We start from the raw sequence: 19746 nt of genomic DNA, 5'->3' as shown, positions 1-19746 counted from the left end.
CATTTCTTTTTTATGGTAAACACTCCATATAGTTATCTTCTTCTACTGGAACCTCCACCACCGCCACCACTTGAGCGACTGGAAGAACCTCCACCACTACTACCGGATGAATAGCTGCTCGAACGTGAGCTACTACCGGAAGAGTAACTACTGTTTGAAGAAGAACGACTACTGTTATAAGAACGAGTAGTACTACTATTGTTGTTAGAACGTCTGCTATTATCATTAGAGTAGCTTCTGGTAGGATTAGTCGAACTACCTCTATTATAAGTCGATGTAGAAGTGCTACTACGACGTGTAGTTCCTACAGAAGAAGAACGGGTAGAAGTTCCTCCACTATTACGAACACTTTCCACATTACTACTATTATATGAATTATTGCGCGTACTGCTGGGACGAGTATAAGTCGATCTCCGTGAAGAAGCAGCATCTCTTCGGGTATTCATTCCCGGACGGTCACTTCCTGAACGAGTACCTACCACCCTGCGAGTTGTACTACCTGAAGTACCGGTACTGCGTCTTACGGAAGTAGCATCCGAAGAACGACGTACGGTTTGTCCACCATTCGTTACAGAACCCCGGCGTGTAGTTCCTTGTGCAGTAGAGACACGATTTCCGTTGGAATAACGTGTTCCATCATGACGTCTATTCGTATATACGCTACCGCTATTCCAATGACCACCTCCCCAGTGTCCACCGCCACCGGGATACCAGCCACCGCCAGGATAGTAATGATGGTGATGGTGTCCCCATCCCCAGCCACCGTAGAAGCCGCCCCAACCATAGGACCAGCCACCGTAGCTGTAATAAGGCGAGTAACCTCCCCAACCATAATAAGGATAGCCACCCCATCCGTAGGAGTTATAACGCCAATCCCACCACAAACGGTTAGAGAAAGTAGGGAAAGCATAAGCATACATTCCATCAGTATATACGTTCCAGTTCCATGTATCCAGACCGTAAACGACATCCCAATAGTATGGACTACTGATACTTATTGCATAACGAGGGTTACGGAAACGTACGATACGCATAGCATATTCATAATCTTCTTCCGAACCATCGAAGCCGTTTACCCATTCCCCCTCCGGATCAGGCACAGCTTTTTCTTTAATATATAAGGTATCGTCTTCCATTACGAAGTCATTCTCACGTGAATCATAGCGACGATTATACTCGTCTACATCACGTGCATTTCCTTTACGATCCTGAACTACAACAGTAGTATTCCCCGGCGACGTATAAACCGTAGTCGGTGCATTCGACTTTACTACAATTTCTTCAGCCGGAGCAGATGTTCTCTTCTTCTCCTGCTTCTTTTCCTTCTTATCCTTAGAAGGAGTGTAGTAAAGGTCGTCATCTATGCTCTGCGCCGAAACCATCCAAGGGAGGCACAAGGCAAAAAGCGATAAAAAAACAATCTTTTTCATATGGGTGTGGTTTATAGGTTTACATTTATCTATTTTATCACGTCACAAAGATAGCGATGGGAATTACCGTGTGCAGGAGAATTTCCCCAAATGATTATAGGGATTTCCCTAAATACCCTATCTTTAAAAAAGATAAGCTGCATCTCAACATAACTTTTTCATGCAAGCATGAAAGTTCTGCATTCGATTTACATTATCTTTGCAACTAATAAACAAATATACAAAGAAACCGGTTCACTTCATCGGGACCCTCTTTGCATTTAACAATATATTGTATTCCAATGAAATATTTAGAATTTACTTTCCGCACTTCCCCCTGCACTGAAACAGTGAACGATGTGCTTGCCGCCGTTCTGGGTGATGCAGGTTTTGAGAGTTTTGTAGAACAAGAAGACGGTATTGCTGCCTACATACAAAAGGATTTGTATGATGAGACAACTGTAAAAACAGTTATAGCCGAATTCCCCCTACCGGATACAAAAATTGAATATACTTTTGCAGAAGCTGAAGACAAAGATTGGAACGAGGAATGGGAAAAGAATTTCTTCCAACCGATCGTTATTGGTGATCGTTGCGTCATTCACAGCACTTTCCATCACGATGTTCCCCAAACTGAATATGACATCGTAATCAATCCGCAAATGGCTTTTGGTACGGGCCACCACGAAACTACCAGCCTCATCATCGGTGAACTGCTGGACAGTGACCTGCAAGGAAAGTCTTTACTCGATATGGGGTGCGGTACTTCTATCCTCGCCATTCTTGCCCGCATGCGTGGTGCTGCACCTTGCACCGCTATCGATATTGATGAATGGTGTGTACGCAATTCCCTTGAAAACATAGAGCTGAACCATGTAGACAATATCGCCGTGTCACAAGGTGATGCATCTTCCCTGAAAGATTTAGGTCCGTTTGATGTGATTATTGCCAACATCAATCGTAATATTCTGCTGAATGACATGAAACAATATGTGCGTTGCATGCATCCGGGATCAGAACTGTATATGAGCGGTTTTTATGTAGACGACATTCCACTGATTCAGGCAGAGGCTGAACGTAATGGATTGCAATTTGTGCACCATCAGGAGAAAAATCGTTGGGCAGCAGTAAAGTTCAAACTTTAATTCTCCGAAAGCATACGATCCTTAACACACATTAACGATAGGTCTATAGGGAGAATATAAATTCTCCCTGTCTTTATTTGTGCAAAAACAAATTAGACTTTACTATAACTATCAAATCACAAACAAAATGGAAAAGGATCAAAAAGATATGATCGGTGAGATCATAAATGCTTTTGAGAAGTATGCGGAACATCAGGCATTTGTTATTAACGACATCGCCTATACCTATCGGCAATTATCTGAAACCGTATACAAAATATCGACCTTGATTAATGAAAGGAAAGACAAAATCATTGGCATTATAGCCGAAGACAAATTAGAAACCTATGCCTCCATACTGGCAGTATTAATCAGTGGAAAAACGTATGTCATCCTGCACCCTGCCTATCCTAAGCATAGAAACAAGAAGATAGCCGAGCTTGCCGATATTCATTTAATCTTATATACAAAAGATATTCGTATTTTGAATCTGGACACCCAGCATATAGACTTTATATGTACTTCGGAAATACAAGAAACACCTCCCTCCTCCTCTGGTAGCCATGCGGAAAAGAATGAAAACGCTTATATCATCTTCACCTCCGGCAGTACGGGAGAACCCAAAGGAGTTCCTATCTCCCGCAATAACCTGAATGCTTTCTATGATGCATACAGTCATCTGGACTGGCAGTTGGATGAAAACGACCGGATGCTGCAAATGTTTGAGCTGACCTTTGATGTATCCATCGTATCTTTCTTATACCCACTGACTATAGGAGCATGTGTATATACAGTTTCCCCGGAAGGTGTAAAGTATATCAATGTCATTGAAACCCTGGAGAAATACAACCTTACATTTGCTGCCGTAGCTCCTTCGCTACTCCAGTTACTATTGCCGTATTTTTCAGAGATACAGCTTCCTAAACTGAAGTATCTGGTTGTTACCGCAGAAGCATCGGATGTAGAATTACTGTCTGCTTTCAGAAGCTGTGCACCTAATGCCTCTTTTGTAAACTTGTACGGTCCTACAGAAGGAACAATCTATTGTACAGCTTATCAGATACCAACCACTTCGTGCAAACACCATAACGGGATGATTGCCATAGGAAAACCATTCAATGGAACCGACATTCTGATTATGGACAGCAATGAAACTACCGTATCTACAGGAGAGACCGGAGAACTCTGGATCAGTGGCAAACAAATCATGAACGGCTACTGGAATTCCCCGGAAAAGACTCAGGAATGCCTCATCAAAGGAATAGATGGAAAGATTTACTACAAAACCGGTGACCTTTGTCAGTTAGATGCCGATGGTGATATTATATACTGCGGTCGGAAAGACTCACAGATAAAGCTACAGGGATTCCGCATTGAACTAAGTGAAATAGAACACGTCGTAAAAAACTACTTCAACAATGAATGCAAAGCAGTTGTCATTCCCAAATATGGAGAAAACAACCAATGCGAACTGCATCTGGTCGTCGAAAAAGTTCATCTTGATAGACAACAGATAGAAGAACACATGAATAGCCGATTACCGTTCTACATGGTTCCCAAACATATACACTGCATGGAGCATTTTCCTCTGAACACCAGCAGTAAAACAGATAGAAAGAAAATCTTGGAATTAATATAAAACTAAACTAACATGGATACTCAGATGATTTTACCCAAACTAAGCCTGATTTTTCAGGAAATCCTAAAGAGAGATAACATCGTTCTTACCAATGAAACCACTGCACAAGACGTAGAGGGGTGGAATTCATTAACCAACATGATACTAATAAGTAGAATTGAAAAAGATTTTAATGTTCATTTTACTTTCAGGGATATTGTACGGTTTAAGAATGTAGGAGATATTTGTAATGCGATTCTGACTAAAACAAAGTAGAACATGTCATTCATATCCCTGAATTTTGTCACACTGTTTGTGTGTACTTTCCTTTTATACTACACACTCCCCACGAAATATAAAAAAGCGGTGCTCTTGTTATCGAGTTGTGTTTTTATAGGATACTATCATATAGCCTTTCTGGTGATAGCCCTCCTCATTTCACTGGCAACTTTCTTTCTCGGCAAATGGGTAGGGCAAACAAAACGTGAAAAGGATGCAAAAAGAATCTATATTTCAGGCTTATGTCTTCTGATAGTAGGCTGGTTAACATTCCGATACGCCAACCTACTGCCCGGCGTACACTTACTATTTCCTTTAGGTATTTCCTTTTATACCTTCCAGGCTCTTTCGTATCTGACTGAAATCTATTGGAAAGAAGAAGAGCCGGAAGAGAACCTTACCGACTTCATGATATATATGCTCTTCTTCATGAAATTCCTGTCAGGTCCTATAGAGAGAGCAAGAGATATGCTTCCCCAATTGAAGTCAGGGAAACCGGTAGCCTACCAATCCATTGTCTATGGAATGAAACTGATAGTAGTGGGATTGGTAAAAAAGCTGATACTTGCCGACTATATTTCTCCCCATATAGATGGAATTTTCAATTCTGTGCATGCAGCATCCGGCGTCCAGTTACTCATGGCATGCCTTTTATATCCGATAGAATTGTATGGTGACTTTTCTGGTTACACGGATATTGCTCTTGGAGGTGCCTGTATGTTGGGATTTAAACTCAGCCCTAACTTTAACCGACCCTTCATAGCACAAACTACTGCCGAATTCTGGAGAAGATGGCACATGTCCCTTTCATTCTGGGTTAGAGATTACTTATACCTTCCCCTGTCTTCCGGCATGCGTCGTTGGGGGCAGTGGGGTGTATTCCTGAGCCTGAGCCTTACATTTGCCGGACTGGGTGCCTGGCATGGTGCAGGTTGGAACTTTATCATCTACGGACTCATCCAGGGGCTTCTCATTTTTTATGAAATGAAAACCGCTATCTTCCACAACAAATTGAAGATTTGGTTAGGTAATCCATTGTTTAGCGCCTTATCTATTATCCGTACTTATCTTCTTTTTGCCTTTTCCCTGATTTTCTTCCGCCTGGATTCGGTTACCGATGCGTTTTATTATATCAGACACATTTCGTTCAGCACCCATGCCAGTTGGAAAGAGATGAGCATCGGGATGTCAGATCATAACTGCATCGTCGCAGGCAGTGCCCTTGTACTGATTCTAACCTACGAATTTTTCATGTCTAAACGAGATCTTCTGGAAGCATTGGCAAAACAGCCTGCACTTATCAGATGGAGCATCTATTATTTGCTGGCTATTATGTTCTTTACATTGGGACAGTTCAATTCCGACAGTTTTATCTATCTGCAATTTTAATATAAATAAAGACAGCATAATGAAGAAAAAGAATGAACGAAGCGCAGCCATGCGTTTCATCCTAAAATTATTTATATTCCTGATACCTTTTATCAGTCTGTTGGCGGTCTATTTTCTGAATGACCCTTTTATGGTCTTAAAACATTACGACCGCTATGACAACTCTCCTGTTATGTTGAACGAAAGCTATATCGGTTGGCAAATGTACATGAACAACCGGGACTCCATTGCTTTTGACTCCTTCATTATGGGAAATTCCTGTACGATGGCCTATCCATGCCGCGAGTGGGAAAAATATCTGAATGGAGGCAGGGCAATACGCCTGTTTGGTAATGCCGAGAGCATAGCTGCCATTTGCAAAAAATTACAAGCTTTGGAAGAAAACGGCGCAGAAATTAAAAACCTGCTTCTGATTCTGGATAAAGAGTCGTTAGGAAAAGACCAGCTTTTAAACGGCCATAATTATGTACTGCCTCCTGCTCTGTCAGGAATCAGTAACTTTAGTTTCCAGGAAAAATTCTGCCAGGCCTTTTTCTTTCCCAATTTCTTGCTTCCCTATCTCGATTATAAAATATTCCATCAATACCGCCCCTATATGAAAGGAGTGATCAATCCTTATGGTGTCGTCAAAGACCCTGTGACCAATGACGCCATCAATCCCCGGGAGGAAATGATCCAACGTGAAGGAGAAGCATATTGGGAAAGTCATAAAAAAGAATTCCAGAAAACAAGGGATCCCAATTATAGAAATGGAAAATACCGGAAAGGTGAACCGTTTCTTTGGCAAGCACAAATCGGATTATTAGAGGAAATAAGTCAAATATGCCGGAGACATAACACTTCTGTCAAGATTATTATCAGTCCTGATTACAGTCAGATAAGCATAAATCCTGCAGACGTGGAGATCTTAAAAAGATTTTTCGGTGATACCAACGTATTTGATTTCAGTGGCATTAATGAATACACGAACGATATTCATAACTACTACGAAAGAGGACATTACAGACCGATACTCGGAACACGTTTATTGCAAAAAATATATTGTAAACAAGAGCAGATTGAAAACATATAAAAAGAGAGAACTTTCAACTAAATTATTTTTGTAAAGTAAGAGCCTGCAATTGTTCCAATGAGCCATTAAACACGTTCAAGTCAACTTCTTCCTTAATGCCCGGAACATTGCCTACATCAGTATGTTGCCAGAAGTGCCAAGGACCCTCATACTTGACGGAATCTACGTAATAATGAGCAATCCAGTAGGGATACGTATTGAATACCGAATCATTAAGATAGCGGCTTTTAAATTTATAGGAAGTATAAAGAATAGGTTTCACGCCATAATGTGACTCTACACGGTCGAGCCAGGTTTTAACGGCAATCTTCAGATCATGAGGCGTACTTTTACCAATAGTTTCGACATCAAGTACGGGGGGCAGGTCGCCGGGAATCAGCTGAACCGTACGGATAAAGAAATCAGCTTGCTTATGCGGATCTGTTTTGGGAGAAAAGAAATGGTAAGCCCCACGGATAAAACCATAACGATGTGCCTGATCAAAATTGAACGGGAAAGTGTCATCAGCATGGTCACCACCCTCAGTGGCTTTCATAAAGACAAAATGGATAGGAAATTTGGTTGTTTTATTAGATGTCAGTTGTACCCAATCTATACTGCCTTGATAATGGGAGATATCAATGCCATGCACTTCATAGTCACAGGGCATACAGACACCATATCCTTTCTGACCATAACAAGGCTTCCAGCGATAAGCATACGGGCGAATGAAAAACCAATAAAACCCGGCAGAAAACACAGCAATAATCCCAACAGCAAGTATAGTACGCAACCATGTGGGCATGATACGTTCTTTGCTCTTTTTCTTACCGCGGCGTGCAGCAGGTGCAGCAGAACGGGAAGTTGGTTTTCGACGAGGTGTAGAATTAGTTTTAGTTGCCATGCATTAGTTAAAATAGAACGCAAATCACACAAATTACGCAAATAGATTATTCAAATTTGTGTAATTCATGTAATTTGCGTTCTTCTTATTCACTTTTCGTTAGCTTGCTGATTTATTTAGCTTGCTCTAACTGCAAAGTCTTTGTCGGCTGGTCACAAACTTCTGTAGGTCCGAAGTACTGAATCGGTCCGGGATATACATAGTCTGTAGTGATAGCCCACTGGTCGCGCTGAGCAGCAAATGCTTTGAATGGAGCACCATCCAGTTTCACCAGAGCTTTCTGGATAACCGGTTTCATTTCACCGTGACGGCGTTCCATGTTCATCATCATCGTGATGGGCACACCACCTGCAATCCATTGGTCAGCAGGAGCTGTAGTGTTGCGTACAGAAGACATATAACCTGTCTTACCATTAGCAATCAGAGAAGCAGCTGTATAACCCAGTGAGTAGCAATAGTCAGCATCGTAGTTAGACGGAGCAGCACAACGGCCTTCATAACCGAAGAAGTGATGTTGAGAAGCGAACTTACCAACAAATTTACCTTCTTCTTTCCATGCAGCGAGCTTAGTAGCTACCATTTCCGACAACAGTTTTTCTGTTTCAATCAGAGATACCTGTACGTTTCCGTGCGGGTCGCGATCCAGCGTCAGCTGACGTGCAACACCTTCGGGCAGGCTGGCATAGATAGCAGCATTTTCCGGAGACAGTTTACGAATGATATAATCACGTTGGTGAGATTTCTTAATCTGAGAGAATTCTTCAGCATTTTCAGCGAGGAAGTCGTTCAACTCAGCGATCAGACGTTTCATAGCCGGGATGAACTCGATCAGACCTTCAGGAATCAAAACCGTACCGAAGTTGTTGCCTTGAGCAGCACGGTTGGCTACTACCTGTGCAATGTAAGTTACTACATCGTCCAAGGACATATCTTTTGCTTCAACTTCTTCTGATACGATACAAACGTTAGGCTGTACCTGCAAAGCACATTCCAATGCAATGTGAGAAGCAGAACGTCCCATCAACTTGATGAAGTGCCAGTATTTACGAGCAGAGTTACAGTCGCGTTGAATGTTACCGATAACTTCAGAGTAAACCTTACAAGCAGTGTCGAAACCAAAAGAAGTTTCAATCATTTCGTTCTTCAAGTCACCGTCGATAGTCTTCGGACAACCGATTACCTGTACGCCGCACTTCTTAGCTGCATAATATTCAGCCAATACGCAGGCATTCGTGTTTGAGTCGTCACCACCGATGATAACCAATGCCTTAATATCAAGTTGCTTCAGGATTTCCAGACCTTTTTCAAACTGGTCTTCTTTCTCCAATTTGGTACGACCGGAACCGATGATATCGAAACCACCTGTGTTACGGTATTCGTCAATGATGTCTGAAGTCAGTTCCATATAGTTATGGTCTACCAGACCGCCGGGGCCAAGGATGAAACCATATAACTTACTGTCTTTATTCAAATTCTTGATACCGTCGAAAATACCGGAAATCACATTGTGACCGCCGGGAGCCTGACCACCGGAAAGGATAACACCCACATTCATAGCGGGGAAGTTAACCACTTCGTCAGTAGCCTCAAACTTGATCAAAGGCATTCCGTACGTATTAGGGAACAATTTTTGGATAGCTTCCTGATCGGCTACAGATTGAGTAGCTGCTCCAGCTACCGCCTTAACGGCACCCTTCAGCGCTTTCGGAAGTTTGGGCTGATAAGCAGCCCTTGCAATTTGCAATGCACTTTTTGTCATTTTATCTAATTATTTAAAGGTGTTAGTAAAGTTTCGTTCAAAAGCGTCGCAAATTTCGTGTTTTTTTCTGAATTATGAAAGGAAGCGCACATCAAAAAAAATATGAAATGTTGGTTTATACCGTGGAAAGTACTTATCTTTACCGGAAATATTTCAATTTATTCACTTAAAACGTAAAGATTATGGCAAGTAGAAGAGAACTTAAGAAAAACGTCAATTATATCGCAGGTGAACTGTTCATGGAGTGTTTGGTAAACAGCTTATACGTACCCGGAACCGATAAAGCAAAAGCTGACGAATTGATGGGTAAAATCCTGAGTATGCAAGATGAATTTATCAGCCGTATCAGCCATACCGAGCCGGGAAATGTAAAAGGTTTCTACAAGAAATTCCGCGAAGACTTTAATAAAGAAGTAGACGCAATTATTGACGCTATCGGTAATCTGAAGTAAGCACCGGGAATGAAAAAAGCAATATACAGCTTTATCTACTATCGCATTTTGGGATGGAAGACAAATGTAACGGTGCCGGATTATGATAAATGTGTGATCACTGCAGCACCTCATACATCTAATTGGGATTTATTTATCGGCAAACTATTTTACGGAGCTATCGGGCGGAAAACCTACTTCATGATGAAAAAAGAATGGTTCTTTTTTCCACTGGGACTAATATTCAAAGCCGTGGGGGGCATACCGGTGGATCGGGGACGCAAAACATCATTGGTAGACCAGATGACGGCAAAGTTTGCAAACAGCAAGAAGTTCCAGCTTGCGATTACACCGGAAGGAACCCGTAAAGCAAATCCTAATTGGAAGAAAGGATTTTATTTTATTGCATTGAAAGCGCAAGTGCCTATTGTTATGATAGGTATCGATTACAGAACCAAAACGATTTCTGCTACAAAGGCGATTATGCCGTCGGGAGATATCGAAAAGGATATGCGCGAGGTAAAGCTCTATTATAAAGATTTCAAAGGAAAGAACCCGAAAAACTTTGCTTTAGGAAACATTTAAGTTTCAACTGCAGGATTACGCAAATTATACGGATATGACCCGAACCATATCAAGTCCGTGTTTGCTCCGTATCTATAACTACGGACTTGGTATGGACTTGGTACGGCCTTGACACGAACTTGGTAGGGGGAAGAATTTTCTTCCTTCAATGGATAGGATTAAAACTGATTTTTATAGTATGCGCGTAACTCTATTACAGACAAATATTATTTGGGAAGATAAACAAGAAAATCTCCGCTTGCTCCGGGAAAAGCTGATAAAGCTCCGTGGAGAAGCGGAGATTGTTGTCTTGCCCGAAACTTTCTCTACCGGTTTCAGCATGGACAGCCAGAGGTTGGCTGAACCGATATCTGGTGAAACAATCTCAACCCTGCGTCAATGGGCGGCAGAATTCCAATTGGCTATTACGGGCAGTTACATAGCTTGTGATGAAAGCAGCACCTCTCTCCAAGCCCTCCCCTGCTACAACCGTGCTTTTTTCCTGACTCCTGAAGGAGAAGCTTATTACTACGATAAACGACACCTTTTTCGCATGGGCCAGGAAACGGAGCATTTTACAGCAGGTAGCCAACGCCCTGTTATCTCCTATCGGGGGTGGAATATACTGCTGTTGGTCTGCTACGACCTTCGCTTCCCGATATGGAGCCGAAATGTAAATAATGAATACGACCTTCTGATATACGTTGCCAACTGGCCTGTTCCCCGCCGCCGGGTGTGGGATATTCTGTTGCAAGCCCGTGCACTCGAAAATATCAGTTATGTTTGCGGCGTCAATCGCATTGGTACGGATGGAAATCAAATGCCATATAGTGGCGGCAGTGTCATTTATTCGCCAAAGGGCGATTTGCTTGCCAGCGTGCCCGACTATGAAGAAGGAACCGCCACCGCAACTCTCGACCTCTCTGTACTGAGAGAATTCAGACAAAAATTTCCCGCATGGAAAGATGCGGACGCTTTTTCTATTAACAATTGACAATTGGCTATTCAGAACTATTTAGATTATGGAACGAATGAAAGCTAAACATCGTATAGCTGACAAGCTATTCTTTCTGTTACTGACTATCGCAGTTTTTTCCTCTTGCACAAACAGCAAAAAGGATATTGTTCCTTCTGCCGAGTATGCACCTTTTGTGAATGCATATACGGGAGGAGTCATCTCGCAAACTTCGAATATACGCATAGAACTGGCACAAGATCAGCCTATGGTAGATTTGAACAATGAGCTGAAAGAAAATCCATTCAGTTTCTCCCCATCTCTGAAGGGTAAAGCATATTGGGTCAGCAACAATACGATTGAATTCGTTCCTGAGCCAGGAACTTTAAAGCCGGGAGAATTCTATGAAGGTACGTTCCAATTAGGTCGGTTTGTAGAAGTGGACAGTCGCCTGAAAGAATTCAAATTCTCTTTCAGAGTACAGGAACCTAATTTCACACTGTATATTGAACCGCTAACAACCATCGACGTAGATAGCCATGGCGACCTGGTGACGCTGAAAGGTGAAGTACGTTTCAGTGATGCCACTTCCAAAGAAGCAGTTGAGAAAATGCTCTCTGCCAAAGGTGGAAACGGCCAAAGCTATCCGGTCAGTATCACTCCAACAGATCATCCGACACGCTATCAGTTTGAAATAGCCGGTGTTATTCGCGAAGCGGAAGACTATCAGTTGGAAATCACCGCCAATGGCAGTCCTGCAGGAATCGACCGCAAACTGACAGAAAACATTCTGATCCCTGCCAAGAATGATTTCCGTTTCCTCTCTGCCAAACGCATTGACGAACCGGAAAATGGAATTGAAATAGTATTCTCCGATCCTGTTTCTACCACACAAGACCTAAACGGATTGATTGAAATCCCCGAAGTATCATCTTCTATATTTCAAGTGGAGAATAATAAAGTATGCATCTACTTTGAAGCCAACCAACTGAGCAAACTGACTTTGAAGATACACGAAGGAGTGAAAAACAGCCGGGATAAATCGCTCGGCACATCACATTCCATCGCATTCAGCGAACTGAATCTGAAACCACAAGTGAGCATGTCTACATCAGCCGCTATCCTGCCCGACTCCAAAAGTTTGATCATCCCGTTCCGGGCAGTCAATCTCTATGCGGTAGATTTAAGCGTAATCCGTATTTTTGAAAACAATGTACTGATGTTCATGCAGACCAATACGCTCTCATCCGCCAGTGAGCTGCGCCGTTCCGGACGATTGGTTTACCAGAACACATTGTGGCTGAGTAAGGACAGCACAAAAGACGTGCACCGATGGGAAGACTATTCAATAGATCTTGCCGGACTGATCCGGCAAGAACCGGGTGCTATCTACCGTGTCATACTTTCTTTCCGGCAGGAATACTCAGCCTATCCTTGCAACGGAACAGAAAAACAAGAGATGAGTTTTGCAGACAATGCTGCTTCAGAGGGATTGACGAAAGTCAGCGGAAGTAGTACTTTCGAAGAAAATGAAGCAGAATGGGATACTCCGGAAACTTATTTCTACTATAATGGTAACATTAAGATGGATTGGAGTCAGTATAACTGGCGGGAACGCAATAATCCTTGCCATGCTTCCTACTATATGGATTCTGACCGGGCAGCATCGTGCAACGTATTTGCCTCCAATATAGGAATGATTGTAAAACGGAATTCACTGAACAAACTGTGGATTGCCGTAAGCAACATCTTGGATACCAAACCGATGGAGAAAGCAAAAGTAACTGTTTACAACTTCCAGTTGCAAGCCATCGGAACCGCTGAGACCAATAGTAAAGGATTTACAGAAATCATTCCGAAAGGTGTTCCTTTCATTGTGGTGGCCGAAATAGAGAAGCAGAAAGCTTACGTTCGTGTGGTAGATGGCGAAGAACAATCTGTCAGCCGGTTCGATGTAGGCGGAAAAGATATTCAGAAAGGATTGAAGGGGTTCGTCTATGGCGAAAGAGGGGTATGGCGACCGGGAGATACACTGCATGTAAGCTTTATTATGGAAGACCGTGAAAAAAGGATTCCGGATAAACACCCTGTAGCATTGGAATTGTATAATCCGAGAGGACAATTCTATACCAAAATGATCTCTACGCAAGGTGTAAACGGTTTCTACACGTTTGACCTGCCGACACGCCCCGAAGACCCGACGGGATTATGGAACGCTTACGTCAAAGTAGGCGGAACCGCCTTCCACAAAAGTCTTCGCATAGAAACAGTGAAGCCAAACCGCCTGAAAATAAATCTGAAACTGCCGGAGAAAGTAATCCAGGCTTCTACCAAAGAAATGCCGGTAATGCTTACTTCCACTTGGTTGACAGGCGCCACCGCTTCACGGCTGAAAACCAAGGTGGAAATGTCCCTGTCAAAAGTAAATACGCAATTCAAGAACTACGGGCAATACATATTCAATAATCCGGCTACCGAATTTACAACTGTGAAGAACGATGTATTCGACGGGACACTGGATGCGGAAGGAAAAGCTAACTTTATGTTGAAACTTCCGGCTGCCACCAATGCCCCGGGAATGCTGAATGCAACCTTAACCAGCCGTGTATTCGAACCGGGAGGAGACGCCAGTATTTACACGCAAAGCATTCCGTTCTCTCCATTCTCTTCTTACGTAGGGATTAATCTGAACCAACCGAAAGGAAAATACATCGAGACAGACCAGGATCATGTATTCGACATTGTCACCGTAAATGCAGAAGGACAATTAGTGAACCGATCCAATCTGGAATATAAGATTTACCGTATCTCCTGGAGCTGGTGGTGGGAGAACCGGGACGAATCATTCGGAACTTATGTCAACAGTAGTTCCATCACTCCCGTAGCCAGTGGCAATATACAGACTACAGGCGGAAAGGCAACTTTTAAATTCCGGATAAATTATCCGGACTGGGGACGTTACCTGATTTATGTGAAAGATAAGGAAAGTGGGCATGCCACCGGTGGAACTGTTTATATAGACTGGCCGGATTGGCGCGGACGTTCAAGCAAGACGGACCCCAGCGGCATTAAAATGCTCGCTTTCTCTCTGGATAAAGACTCGTATGAAATAGGTGAAACGGCAACAGCCATCATTCCTGCCGCTGCGGGAGGACGTGCATTAGTAGCCCTGGAAAACGGTTCAACTGTTCTGCAACGTGAATGGATTGAAGTTTCCAATAACGGAGACACAAAGTATTCTTTCAAAGTGACTCCGGAAATGGCACCGAACGTTTACCTGCACATCAGCCTGTTGCAACCTCATGCACAGACAGTGAACGATTTGCCGATACGTATGTACGGTGTGGTTCCGGTATTGGTGACTAATAAACAAACTATATTGCAACCGCAAATTAAAATGCCGGAAGTGTTGCGGCCGGAAACGGACTTCACCGTTACCGTCAGCGAAAAGAACGGCAAGCAGATGACATACACACTGGCCATTGTAGACGACGGATTACTCGACCTGACTAATTTCAAGACTCCCGATCCGTGGAATGAATTCTATGCCCGCGAAGCATTGGGCATCCGCACCTGGGATATGTATGATGATGTACTCGGAGCATCTGCCGGACGCTACAGTTCATTGTTCAGTACGGGTGGTGACGAAACACTGAAACCGGCCGATGCAAAAGCGAACCGCTTCAAGCCGGTAGTGAAATTTATCGGTCCGTTCTATCTGGATAAAGGAAAACAGAAGACGCACACGCTGAAACTACCGATGTACGTAGGTTCTGTACGTACGATGGTGGTAGCGGGGCAAGACGGAGCTTATGGAAAAGCGGAAAAGACTTCTTTCGTACGGACACCATTGATGTTGTTGTCCACACTACCCCGTGTTCTGAGCACACAAGAAGAGATTACTGTCCCGGTAAATGTCTTTGCCATGGAGAAGGAAGTGAAGAATGTATCAGTATCCATCCAGGCTTCAGGTGGAGGTGTGCAGGTAATCGATCCCAATAAACAATCCATTACTTTCAGTCAACCGGGTGACCAACTCGTTTACTTTAAGATAAAGACCGGAAGTAAAACAGGAAAAGCAACGATACATATCACTGCCAGCGGTGGCAGTCAGCAAGCGAAAGAGACCATTGAAATCGAAGTCCGGAACCCGAATCCGGCAGTGACCTTCCGCAACAGCCAATGGGTGGAGAAAGGAGAAAGTGTAACACTTCCTTATTCATTGAATGGTGCCTCTCCGGCAAATAGCCGTATGCTGCTGGAAGTCTCACGTATTCCTTCGGTAGATATCAGCCGCAGGTTCGACTACCTGTATAATTATCAGCATCATTGCACGGAACAGCTGACTTCCAAAGCTCTGCCGTTATTGTTCGTCAGCCAGTTTAAAGCTGTGGATGAGGAAGAAGCTCAAAAGATTAAAGCTAACGTACAGGAAGCGATACGGCAGCTCTATGCACGCCAGCTTCCGAATGGCGGTTTTGTTTACTGGCCGGGGAATGCCAGTGCTGATGAGTGGATTACTTCTTATGCGGGCATGTTCCTTGTATTGGCGCAGGAGAAAGGCTACGCTGTCAACTCGAATGTGCTGAATAAGTGGAAACGCTTCCAACGTACTGCTGCCCAGAACTGGCGGATGCCGGATCAGGATGACAGTTGGAGTTACTGGCAAACGGGAGTGCAACAAGCATACAGATTGTACACACTGGCATTAGCCGGTGCACCTGAGCAGGGTGCCATGAACCGGATGAAAGAACAAGCTAACCTGCCTCTGCAAGCCAAATGGAGACTGGCAGCCGCTTATGCCCTGACAGGTAAGATGAAACCGGCTGAAGAATTGGTATTTAAGGCAGAAACCACCGTTCCCCCTTATTCCTCACAGAACTACATCTATGGTTCGTATGATCGTGACGAAGCTATGATATTGGAAACCTTACTCCTGATGAATCGCGACCAGGCGGCATTACAACAGGCGAAGAAGGTATCCAAGAATCTGGCCGAAGAGAATTGGTTCAGTACACAGTCCACTGCTTTCTCATTGATGGCGATGGGACGTCTGGCTGAAAAGCTTTCAGGTACTCTGGACTTCACCTGGACCTGGAACGGAAAGCAGCAACCCGTAGTAAAATCAGCCAAGGCTGTATTTGCAAAGGAACTGTCCACTTCACCGGCTTCGGGTAATATTATAGTAAAGAATGAAGGTAAAGGTGCATTAAGTGTGGACCTCATTACACGCACGCAATTACTTAATGACACGTTACCCGCAATATCCAATAACCTCCGCCTGGACGTAAAATATACGGATATGAATGGAGCGACGATATCCATAGATGATATCAAGCAGGGAACAGACTTTATGGCAGTCATCACCGTAGGTAATATCAGTGGAACCACCGCTTACAGTAATCTGGCATTAACACATATCCTGCCATCAGGTTGGGAGATTTACAATGACCGGTTGATGACTCCGGAAGCGACACCTACCCGTGAGTATACCTACCAGGATATTCGTGACGACCGCGTATTGACTTACTTCGACTTGCGTCGCAGCGAACTGAAAAAGTTCACCATAAGACTGCAAGCTACGTATGCAGGTAATTTCATTCTGCCGGCTATCCAGTGCGAAGCCATGTATGACGGTTCGGCACAGGCACGAACCAAGGCGGGAAGAACGACTGTCAGCCGTTAAGTTCGTTTCATGGGAGCTAAGATTATAAAGTACTTCAAACAACTGTCTATCACCAGAAAAGTAATACTCATACTTATTACAATTCTGGTGATAGCCTATATCTTTTGCCTTCCCCGGCAACTTTTCCATGTGCCCTACTCCACCGTTGTCACTGACCGGAACGGTGAATTACTGGGCGCACGCATTGCATCCGACGGTCAATGGCGCTTTCCGCCCCGGACCACTACTCCGGAGAAAATAAAGCAATGTCTCATCACTTTCGAAGACAGGCACTTCTATCACCATTGGGGGGTCAATCCTGTCTCCATTGGCAGAGCCGCCTACCAAAACTTAAAGAATAAGCGCATTGTAAGTGGAGGAAGTACCCTCACCATGCAAACGATCCGTCTGGCAAGAAACGAATCGCGTACTTTTGGAGAAAAATTCATAGAAATGATCCTGGCCACCCGACTTGAATTTGGTGCTTCAAAAGAAAAAATCCTGTCCATGTACGTTTCACACGCTCCTTTCGGAGGAAATGTAGTAGGACTCGATGCCGCCGCCTGGCGATATTTCGGACACTCGTCCGAAGAACTTTCCTGGGCGGAAGCAGCTATGCTGGCGGTACTTCCAAATGCACCCGCCATGATTCACCTTTCCAAATCACGACAATCATTGCTCAATAAGAGAAACCGTCTGCTGAAACAATTGTATGGACGAAAGATTATAGATAGTTCCACTTACGAACTGGCTATCAGCGAACCACTACCCGATGAGCCTCATCCTCTCCCTCAAATAGCCCCTCACCTGGTCAGTCGCTTCTATCAGGAACGGAATGGGAAATATTCCGTGTCAACCATCGACAGAGGTATTCAAACCCAGATAGAGAACGCAGCCGAGCGTTGGAGTAATGAATTTAACCGGAGTGATATACGCAACCTGGCTATTCTGGTAATTGATATCCGGACCAACCAGGTGGTAGCTTATTGCGGCAATGTAAACTTCGAACGGAAACAAAGCGGTAACCAGGTAGATGTAATTCAGGCACCCAGAAGCACGGGAAGTATTCTGAAACCATTTCTATATTATGCCATGTTGCAGGAAGGCAGCCTGCTGCCTCATACATTACTGCCTGATATACCAATTAATATTAATGGCTTTACACCTCAAAACTTCAGTTTGCAGTTCGAAGGTGCTGTTCCGGCTTCAGAAGCACTTGCCCGTTCACTAAACATTCCGGCAGTAACGATGCTGCAAAAATATGGTGTTCCCAAGTTTCACACTTTCCTGAGGCAAATAGGTTTGAAGACAATCAACCGTCCCGCCTCCCATTATGGTTTATCACTTATCTTAGGCGGAGCGGAAGCCACCCTATGGGATGTAACCAATACATACGCACATATGGGACGGAGTTTATTGCAACTTCCACAAACGGAATGTAGTTTACTGCTTTCAGATTCTGAAGGTTCAGAAAATTCCGAGGCAGTCACTTCTGCAAAGACAACGGATATTTTTCAACCGGGAGCCGTATGGCAAACATTCAATGCTCTAACCGAAGTGAACCGTCCCGAAGAAATAGACTGGAAATCCATCCCTTCCATGCATCCCATCGCATGGAAGACCGGAACGAGTCATGGATTCCGCGATGCCTGGGCTGTAGGCGTCACTCCTCACTATGCCGTAGGTGTATGGGTGGGTAATGCTACCGGAGAAGGCAAGCCCGGTCTTGTAGGAGCACGGACAGCCGGTCCGGTTCTGTTTGATGTATTCAGCCTGCTTCCTCCTACACAATGGTTCAAACGTCCGGAAAATGTCTTTGTTAAGGCTGAAGTATGCCGGAAATCCGGGCACCTGAAAGGCCGATTTTGCGAAGAAACAGATACTTTATTGATTCTTCCCGCCGGATTAAAGACGGAAGCTTGCCCTTATCATCACCTCATCACTCTCTCAGCCGATGAAACTCACCGTATCTATGAGAATTGTGCCAATCTGGAGCCTACCATCCAGAAATCCTGGTTCACTTTGCCGCCCGTCTGGGAATGGTATTACAAACAGCATCATCCGGAATACAGTCCGCTTCCTCCCTTTAAGCCTGGTTGCGGAGAAGATGCCCTCCAACCGATGCAGTTCATCTATCCGCCCATGAATGCACGGATTGTATTACCCAAACAGATGGATGGAAGCCCAGGATATATGACTGCCGAACTGGCCCATGGTAATCCCGCTACCACCATCTTTTGGCATCTTGATAACACTTATCTGACGCAGACGCAGGATTTCCATAAGATTTCTTTGCAACCCACACCCGGAAAACACTCGCTGACAGCGGTAGATAGTGCAGGAAATACAGTAACTACTACATTTTATATTCATTAGGATTACCTGTTACTAAAAGACAGGTACGCGGACGAACAGGTGATGTATTTGTACAAAAAGATTCCATTTTAGTCTTTTTAATGAAAATACCTAAAAGAAGTGAGTACATAGTTACCAAAAAGTGCCTACATTTGTATCCCGAAACAGTGTCAGAAAAAAACACCTTGTTCCGAAAAACAGCCCCAACACTATTAAATGAGTGAACTTTGTTTTTCGTATATT

The 19746-nt window shown here is 43.9% G+C and carries 13 protein-coding genes; 10 read left to right on the top strand and 3 right to left on the bottom strand.

The window, feature by feature from the left end:
• Positions 1–32: 32 nt before the first annotated feature.
• The gene (locus DWW10_RS11125; RefSeq protein WP_022392560.1) at positions 33–1430 is read right to left on the bottom strand and encodes a hypothetical protein; all 1398 of its coding nucleotides are present in this window, start codon (positions 1428–1430) and stop codon (positions 33–35) included.
• Between the two features lie 281 nt (positions 1431–1711).
• Between DWW10_RS11125 and prmA the strand changes: the two genes are divergently transcribed.
• The 5 genes from prmA to DWW10_RS11095 all read left to right on the top strand — a co-directional run bounded on the left by prmA (position 1712) and on the right by DWW10_RS11095 (position 6891).
• Complete coding sequence (gene prmA, locus DWW10_RS11115; protein WP_022392561.1) at positions 1712–2554, top strand: 50S ribosomal protein L11 methyltransferase; 843 nt, start codon at positions 1712–1714, stop codon at positions 2552–2554.
• A 127-nt stretch (positions 2555–2681) separates the two neighbouring features.
• A complete protein-coding gene (locus DWW10_RS11110; RefSeq protein WP_022392562.1) occupies positions 2682–4172 on the top strand; it encodes an amino acid adenylation domain-containing protein in 1491 nt (496 codons plus the stop codon).
• Between the two features lie 12 nt (positions 4173–4184).
• Positions 4185–4427, top strand: a complete 243-nt coding sequence (locus tag DWW10_RS11105; protein WP_022392563.1) for an acyl carrier protein — start codon at positions 4185–4187, stop codon at positions 4425–4427.
• Positions 4428–4430: 3 nt separating this feature from the next.
• The gene (locus DWW10_RS11100) at positions 4431–5819 is read left to right on the top strand and encodes an MBOAT family O-acyltransferase (RefSeq protein ID WP_022392564.1); all 1389 of its coding nucleotides are present in this window, start codon (positions 4431–4433) and stop codon (positions 5817–5819) included.
• Between the two features lie 19 nt (positions 5820–5838).
• Positions 5839–6891 carry a hypothetical protein gene (locus DWW10_RS11095; RefSeq protein WP_022392565.1) on the top strand — a complete coding sequence of 351 codons (1053 nt, stop codon included), beginning with the start codon at positions 5839–5841 and terminating at the stop codon, positions 6889–6891.
• Between the two features lie 22 nt (positions 6892–6913).
• Here the strand turns inward: DWW10_RS11095 and DWW10_RS11090 are convergent, their stop codons facing one another.
• The gene (locus DWW10_RS11090; protein WP_022392566.1) at positions 6914–7774 is read right to left on the bottom strand and encodes a glycoside hydrolase family 25 protein; all 861 of its coding nucleotides are present in this window, start codon (positions 7772–7774) and stop codon (positions 6914–6916) included.
• A 112-nt stretch (positions 7775–7886) separates the two neighbouring features.
• On the bottom strand, positions 7887–9533 hold the full coding sequence (locus DWW10_RS11085) for a diphosphate--fructose-6-phosphate 1-phosphotransferase (protein ID WP_022392567.1): 1647 nt from the start codon (positions 9531–9533) through the stop codon (positions 7887–7889).
• 182 nt (positions 9534–9715) lie between these two features.
• Here DWW10_RS11085 and DWW10_RS11080 point away from each other — a divergent pair, with 182 nt between their 5' ends.
• The 5 genes from DWW10_RS11080 (at position 9716) to pbpC (ending at position 19524) form a co-directional block, all read left to right on the top strand.
• Complete coding sequence (locus DWW10_RS11080; RefSeq protein ID WP_007663915.1) at positions 9716–9985, top strand: hypothetical protein; 270 nt, start codon at positions 9716–9718, stop codon at positions 9983–9985.
• Between the two features lie 9 nt (positions 9986–9994).
• Positions 9995–10549, top strand: a complete 555-nt coding sequence (locus DWW10_RS11075) for a 1-acyl-sn-glycerol-3-phosphate acyltransferase (protein ID WP_022392568.1) — start codon at positions 9995–9997, stop codon at positions 10547–10549.
• Between the two features lie 178 nt (positions 10550–10727).
• On the top strand, positions 10728–11522 hold the full coding sequence (locus DWW10_RS11070; protein WP_022392569.1) for an amidohydrolase: 795 nt from the start codon (positions 10728–10730) through the stop codon (positions 11520–11522).
• Positions 11523–11559: 37 nt separating this feature from the next.
• A complete protein-coding gene (locus DWW10_RS11065) occupies positions 11560–17169 on the top strand; it encodes an alpha-2-macroglobulin family protein (protein ID WP_118421408.1) in 5610 nt (1869 codons plus the stop codon).
• A gap of 9 nt (positions 17170–17178) precedes the next feature.
• Positions 17179–19524 (top strand): penicillin-binding protein 1C, encoded by a 2346-nt coding sequence (gene pbpC, locus DWW10_RS11060; protein WP_022392571.1) that lies wholly within the window; start codon positions 17179–17181, stop codon positions 19522–19524.
• Positions 19525–19746: the final 222 nt, after the last annotated feature.

This window comes from Bacteroides intestinalis (assembly GCF_003464595.1).
GTDB classification, from domain to species: domain Bacteria; phylum Bacteroidota; class Bacteroidia; order Bacteroidales; family Bacteroidaceae; genus Bacteroides; species Bacteroides intestinalis_A.
This window is presented reverse-complemented; position numbering and strand designations above follow the sequence as displayed.

Bases quoted from the DNA above. Each gene is read 5' to 3' on its own strand.
- DWW10_RS11100 (WP_022392564.1), top strand. From the start codon at position 4,431: ATGTCATTCATATCCCTGAATTTTGTCACACTGTTTGTGTGTACTTTC.
- DWW10_RS11105 (WP_022392563.1), top strand. From the start codon at position 4,185: ATGGATACTCAGATGATTTTACCCAAACTAAGCCTGATTTTTCAGGAA.
- DWW10_RS11095 (WP_022392565.1), top strand. From the start codon at position 5,839: ATGAAGAAAAAGAATGAACGAAGCGCAGCCATGCGTTTCATCCTAAAA.
- DWW10_RS11070 (WP_022392569.1), top strand. From the start codon at position 10,728: ATGCGCGTAACTCTATTACAGACAAATATTATTTGGGAAGATAAACAA.
- DWW10_RS11090 (WP_022392566.1), bottom strand. From the start codon at position 7,774: ATGGCAACTAAAACTAATTCTACACCTCGTCGAAAACCAACTTCCCGT.
- DWW10_RS11110 (WP_022392562.1), top strand. From the start codon at position 2,682: ATGGAAAAGGATCAAAAAGATATGATCGGTGAGATCATAAATGCTTTT.
- pbpC (WP_022392571.1), top strand. From the start codon at position 17,179: ATGGGAGCTAAGATTATAAAGTACTTCAAACAACTGTCTATCACCAGA.
- DWW10_RS11125 (WP_022392560.1), bottom strand. From the start codon at position 1,430: ATGAAAAAGATTGTTTTTTTATCGCTTTTTGCCTTGTGCCTCCCTTGG.
- prmA (WP_022392561.1), top strand. From the start codon at position 1,712: ATGAAATATTTAGAATTTACTTTCCGCACTTCCCCCTGCACTGAAACA.
- DWW10_RS11085 (WP_022392567.1), bottom strand. From the start codon at position 9,533: ATGACAAAAAGTGCATTGCAAATTGCAAGGGCTGCTTATCAGCCCAAA.
- DWW10_RS11065 (WP_118421408.1), top strand. From the start codon at position 11,560: ATGAAAGCTAAACATCGTATAGCTGACAAGCTATTCTTTCTGTTACTG.
- DWW10_RS11075 (WP_022392568.1), top strand. From the start codon at position 9,995: ATGAAAAAAGCAATATACAGCTTTATCTACTATCGCATTTTGGGATGG.
- DWW10_RS11080 (WP_007663915.1), top strand. From the start codon at position 9,716: ATGGCAAGTAGAAGAGAACTTAAGAAAAACGTCAATTATATCGCAGGT.